The 5,522-nt window shown below is 72.2% G+C and carries 3 protein-coding genes and 1 pseudogene; all 4 read right to left on the reverse strand.

The annotated features are described in order from the left end of the window. Positions 1 to 293: pseudogene (locus ABD236_RS19595) on the reverse strand (hypothetical protein); the annotation flags it as partial. Continuing rightward, on the reverse strand, positions 278 to 1,399 hold the full coding sequence (locus tag ABD236_RS19600) for a ParA family protein (protein WP_344075073.1): 1,122 nt from the start codon (positions 1,397 to 1,399) through the stop codon (positions 278 to 280). The pseudogene ABD236_RS19595 and the gene ABD236_RS19600, both read right to left, overlap by 16 nt. A 415-nt stretch (positions 1,400 to 1,814) precedes the next feature. Continuing rightward, positions 1,815 to 2,930: an alanine dehydrogenase gene (gene ald, locus ABD236_RS19605; RefSeq protein ID WP_344075074.1), complete on the reverse strand. Its 1,116-nt coding sequence runs from the start codon at positions 2,928 to 2,930 to the stop codon at positions 1,815 to 1,817. Between the two features lie 145 nt (positions 2,931 to 3,075). Beyond that, entirely contained in the window at positions 3,076 to 5,178 is a 2,103-nt protein-coding gene (locus ABD236_RS19610; RefSeq protein ID WP_425543908.1) for an AAA family ATPase, read from the reverse strand. Positions 5,179 to 5,522 lie beyond the last annotated feature (344 nt).

The raw sequence follows: 5,522 nt of genomic DNA on the forward strand, positions 1-5,522 counted from the left end.
GTACCGGACGCGGCGGCGCTGGAGGCCGGGGCCCCGGTCCGGGGCGCGCCCTTGGCGGCCTCGCCCGACGCCGCCGCGGACCGGCTGCGCGGCTCGCCCGACGCGGGCTCCTCCTCGGCCGCCGAGTGCTCGGGCCGCCCCGCGGACTCGTCCGCGGCCGGGTCGCTCTCGCCCGCCGGACCGGGCACCTTCGCCTCGCCGTTGGTCCGCCTCGGGGTGGAGGACTGGAGTGCCATTCCTCCGGTCGTACGGAACAGTTCGTCGGCCCCGGGCAGACTCACTCGGCGTGACACCGGGCGAGCACCTCCCTGGCGAGCTGGCGGTAGGCGGCGGCGCCGACGGAGTTGGACGCGTACGTCGTGATCGGCTCACCGGCGACCGTGGTCTCCGGGAAGCGCACGGTCCGGCCGATCACCGTGTGGTAGACGTGGTCGTCGAAGGCCTCGACCACCCGGGCCAGGACCTCGCGGCTGTGCACCGTACGGGAGTCGTACATGGTCGCGAGGATGCCGTCGAGCTCCAGGTCGGGGTTGAGCCGCTCCTGGACCTTCTCGATCGTCTCGGTCAGCAGGGCCACACCGCGCAGCGCGAAGAACTCGCACTCCAGCGGCACGATCACCTTGTGAGCCGCCGTCAGGGCGTTGACGGTGAGCAGGCCGAGCGAGGGCTGACAGTCGATCACGATGTAGTCGTAGTCGGCCATCAGGGGCTTCAGGGCGCGCTGGAGCGTGGACTCCCGGGCGACCTCGCTGACCAGCTGCACCTCGGCGGCGGAGAGGTCGATGTTGCTCGGCAGCAGGTCCATGTTGGGGACCGCCGTCTTGAGCAGCACCTCGTCGGCCGACATGCCCCGCTCCATCAGCAGGTTGTAGACCGTCAGGTCGAGCTCCATCGGGTTCACACCCAGGCCGACCGAGAGGGCGCCCTGCGGGTCGAAGTCGACGAGCAGCACCCGGCGTCCGTACTCCGCGAGGGCCGCACCCAGGTTGATGGTCGACGTGGTCTTGCCGACGCCGCCCTTCTGGTTGCACATCGCGATGATCTTCGCGGGCCCGTGGTCGGTCAGCGGACCCGGGATCGGGAAGTACGGCAGGGGCCGTCCGGTGGGGCCGATCCGCTCGCGACGCTGGCGTGCGGCGTCGGGGGCGAGGGTGGCCGCGTACTCGGGATCGGGCTCGTACTCGGCGTCGGGGTCGTAGAAGTGCCCCTGGGGCACCTCGTCGTAGTCGGCGAAAGCGGCGGTCTCGCGGCCGCTCTCGTTGCCGGCCATGGCGTTCACGTGTAGGCCGTCCATCATCCGTGGGGCTGTCGTCATGTGCGGGGTGGTTGCGAAGGCTTGGACCGCGACGGAGCCGACAGCCTCAGCAGGCCCCGAAGGGCCATGGCCCCGTGCGGGCATCCCTGGTTGACCACCTCCGGGAGTAAATGTCGACTCATTCACAAGTCGTCTTACCTCCTTGGAAGTGACCAGGAAACTTTATCGATAGGTCAGCGTGGCACCATGCCGACGGTTGGCGACTCTATGGCGTGTCACCGGTCCGCAGCAACACAATCCGCCGGACCCGGCCGGATGTGTCGGCAACCGAACACCGCTCTGTCAAGGGCGTACGGGCATCAGAGCGCGAGTTTCAGGGGTGCGCGAAACGGTTAAAGAGTTACGTTCGAGGCGAGTTGAGCGAGCCTGCCGCACTCCGGTGGAAGTGTCGCGATACACATCCGGCCGGACCTTGGGCGACAAGGTCCGGCCGGGTGCGCGAGGTTGACGACGGACATTGACGAACCGTTTCGTCAGGGCGTCGTCGCGGTGTGTCGGATCAGCCGATGAGCGTGCTCAGCTCAAGGGTCTCCAGGCCGTGGGCCTCGGCGACCGGGCCGTAGACGACCTGGCCGTCATGGGTGTTGAGGCCCAGGGCGAGCGCCGGGTCGCGGCGCAGCGCCTCGACCCAGCCGTTGTTCGCCAGCGACACGATGTAGGGCAGCGTGGCGTTGGTGAGCGCGTAGGTGGAGGTGTTGGGCACCGCGCCCGGCATGTTGGCGACGCAGTAGAAGACCGAGTCGTGGACCATGAAGGTCGGCTCGGCGTGGGTGGTCGGACGGGAGTCCTCGAAGCAGCCGCCCTGGTCGATCGCGATGTCGACAAGGACACTTCCGGGCTTCATCTTGGCGACGAGCTCGTTGGTGACCAGCTTCGGGGCCTTGGCGCCCGGGATGAGGACCGCGCCGACGACGAGGTCGGCCTCGATGACGGCCTTCTCCAGCTCGTAGGCGTTGGAGACGATCGTCTTCACCTTGGTGCCGAAGATCTTGTCGGCCTCGCGGAGCTTGTTGATGTCCTTGTCGAGCAGGGTCACGTGGAAGCCCATGCCGACGGCGATCTGGGTGGCGTTCCAGCCGGAGACGCCGCCGCCGATGACGACGCACTCGCCGGCGTGGGTGCCGGGGACACCGCCGGGGAGCACACCGCGGCCGCCGACCGAGCGCATCAGGTGGTACGCGCCGACCTGCGGGGCGAGACGGCCCGCGACCTCGGACATCGGGGCGAGCAGCGGCAGCGCGCGGTTCGCGGTCTCGACCGTCTCGTACGCGATGGCGGTGGTGCCGGACTCCAGCAGGGCGTCCGTGCACTCGCGGGAGGCGGCGAGGTGCAGGTAGGTGAAGAGCGTCTGGTCCTTGCGGAGGCGGTGGTACTCCTCGGCGATGGGCTCCTTGACCTTCAGCAGCAGGTCGGCGGCGGCCCAGACCTCGTCGGCCGTGCCCAGGATCTCGGCGCCGGCGGCCACGTACTCGGCGTCCGTGATCGACGAGCCGACACCGGCGTTCTGCTCGATGACGACCTGGTGGCCGTGGCGCACCAGCTCGTGCACGCCGGCGGGGGTGATGGCCACCCGGAACTCGTTGTTCTTGACCTCGCGGGGGATGCCGACCTTCACGTCGATCACGGTCCTTGGCTCAGGGGATAAGGGGGGTGTAATCCATACATACCCGGATGCACCAAGGCGCACCGGGAGACACCGCAAGAAGGTGCGGCGGAGCCAGTCTAATGAAGGTTTTCCAGCTGTCTACCCTTACAAACAACTAATCTTTGGCCGAAGCACTGCGGATTTCGTAGGCCGGAGGCGCTCCCTCCTCCCCTGTTCCTCCATCGGGCTCCAGCAGCCGCTCGGCGGCGCCCCGGTGCAGCCTGGCCGCCGCCGGGTCCCCGAGCCGGTCGAGCGTGTCGGCCAGGCGCAGCTGGAGCGCCGCCTGGAGACGCAGATCACCGGCCTGCCTCGCCCACTCGACCGCCTCGCGGCAGGTACGCAGCGACTCCTCGGGCCGCCCCGCGTACTCCTGCACCCGGGCCGCCTCGCTCAGCGCCCGCGCCTGGCTCGCCAGATCCCCCAGACGGCGGTATCCGGCCACCGCGGCGCGCCAACTGCGGAGCGCCTCGCCGTAGCGGCCCGCGTAGGTGAGCACCGCGCCGATACGGCCGTACAGGCGCGCCTCGTCCTCCCGCTCACCCCGCGCGAGCCGCTGGGCGAGCGCCCGCCCGTACCAGTCGGCGGCCCGGGTCCAGTCGCCCAGCTCCTGGTGGGCGCCGCCTACGGATTCCATCGCGCGGCCGCTCGCGTACGGGTCGTTCGCCGCCCGGCCCGCGTCCAGCGCGGCCCGGTAGCGGACCAGCGCGTCGGCGGTACGCCCGGCCTCCGCGTCCAGATCGCCCAGATTGAGCAGGGCCGCGGCCTTCTCCCGGGTCAGCTCGCGCCGCTCGGCGACGTCCAGAACCAGCTGGTGCAGACCATAGAGGTCGGGTGCGGCCGCCTCGGTCCCCCGGTGCGCGGCCAGCGCCCGCACCAGCGCCGCGACCAGCCGCCGGGCCAGCGTGTCCAGCTCCCCGTCCTCGACGGCGGCCCGGGCGGCCGCGAGCAGCGCGGGCCGACGGGTGTCCAGCCAGGTGGCGGCCAGCCGCTCGTTCGGGAAGCGCAGGGCGCGCGGCAGCCCGGCGAGCCTCTTGCGGGCCGGGGAGCCGTCGGGCTCGGTGACCGCCCGGCAGGACTGGAGCAGCCGTACGGTCCGCTCCAGCATCCTGGCCCGGGCCAGCTGGAGCTCGCCGGGCCGGTCGGTGGCCTCGGCGAGCCTGTGCAACAGCGGAGCCAGCCAGCCGGGCACCGCGTACTGGGCGGGCCGCTCCCGGGGGTCGCCGTGGACCCGCAGCAGCCCGTAGACGGCGAAGTCCTCCAGGGTGTTCTGGGCCGCCGAGACCGAGCACCCGGCGAGCGCGGAGGCGCTCTGGGCGTCCACGATCCCGGCCGGGGCGAGCGAGAGCAGCCGCAACAGCCGGGCGTTGGGCCCCGGCAGCGACTCGTACACCAGCCGGAAGGCGCGTACCAACGGGCGCTCGGCGACGGGGAGTTGACCGCCCAGGGCGCCGCCGTCCACGGGCAGCGCGTGCAGCCGCTTGGCGACGTCGGAGACGGCCGCCTGGGGGCGCACGGCCAGCCAGCCGCCGACCAGGGCGACGGCCGCGGGCGATCCGGCGCACTCCTCGACCAGGTTCTCGGCGGTGCGCGGGTCCACCGTGATCCGCACCGCGCCGGTGAAGCTCTCCAGGAAGGCGACGGCCGCCTGGGAGTCCAGGCCGCCGAGGGTGCAGGGGCGGACGTCCGGGATGCCGGTGAGCGGGCCGCGGGCGGTCGCCACCACCAGGCAGTCGGCGTTCTGGGGCAGCAGCGGGTCGACCTGTTCGGCGTCGACCGCGTCGTCGAGCAGCAGCAGGGCCCGGCGCCCGGCGAGCGCCTCGCGCAGCAGCTGGGTCAGCTCGTCCTCGCCGCCGCCGGGCGGCACCGGCACATCGAGGGCGTCGAGCAGGTCACGGGCCGCCCGCTCGGCGGGGACCGGGGTGCCACCGGGTTCGCGCAGGGCGGCGCGCAGTACCCCGTCGGGGTAGTCCTCGGCCAGCCGGCGGGCGAGCTCCTCGGCGAGGGCGGTGCGCCCGGAACCGGGGCGTCCGGCGATCAGCAGCACCCGCGCGCGCGGCGACTTGCGGCCGGACAGGGTGTCGAGCCCCGCGCGCTCCACGTCCTCACGCAGCTCCTTCAACTCCCGCTGGCGGCCGAAGAACTGACGGCCGGTCGTCTCGGGCGCGTCCGGCTCGCCCCGCGCGGCAGAGCCGCCCACGTCCACCGCCTGATCCGTCACGGGCCACGCTCCGTCCGCTGCGCACGAGCCGAGCCCGGCGGGTCTCCGCACGGGCGTTCCGAGCGTAGTTCACGCGTGGTCAGGCCTCCGGCGGAGCGCGGCGGTCAGGTCGCCCAATCGGATCAGCGGATGGTCTGACTGATGGGGCGGCGGCGGTGCGATTTTGCCTGCGGGCCGTGCGGGCTGCTCGCGCGTGTTTGCCCGCGGGCCGTGCCGGGTGCTCGCGCAGTTCCCCGCGCCCCTGAAAAGCCTCGTTCGTCTGCGGACCGTGCCCGCTTCTCGCGCAGTTCCCCGCGCCCCTAGGCAGTTAGGGGCGCGGGGAACTGCGCGAGGAGCGGCCACCG

The sequence above is a fragment of the Streptomyces crystallinus genome (assembly GCF_039521265.1).
Lineage (GTDB): Bacteria > Actinomycetota > Actinomycetes > Streptomycetales > Streptomycetaceae > Streptomyces > Streptomyces crystallinus.

What these genes read in the sequence shown, in the direction of transcription:
- ABD236_RS19600 (WP_344075073.1), bottom strand. Translation starts at nt 1,399, where the DNA reads ATGCCCGCACGGGGCCATGGCCCTTCGGGGCCTGCTGAGGCTGTCGGC.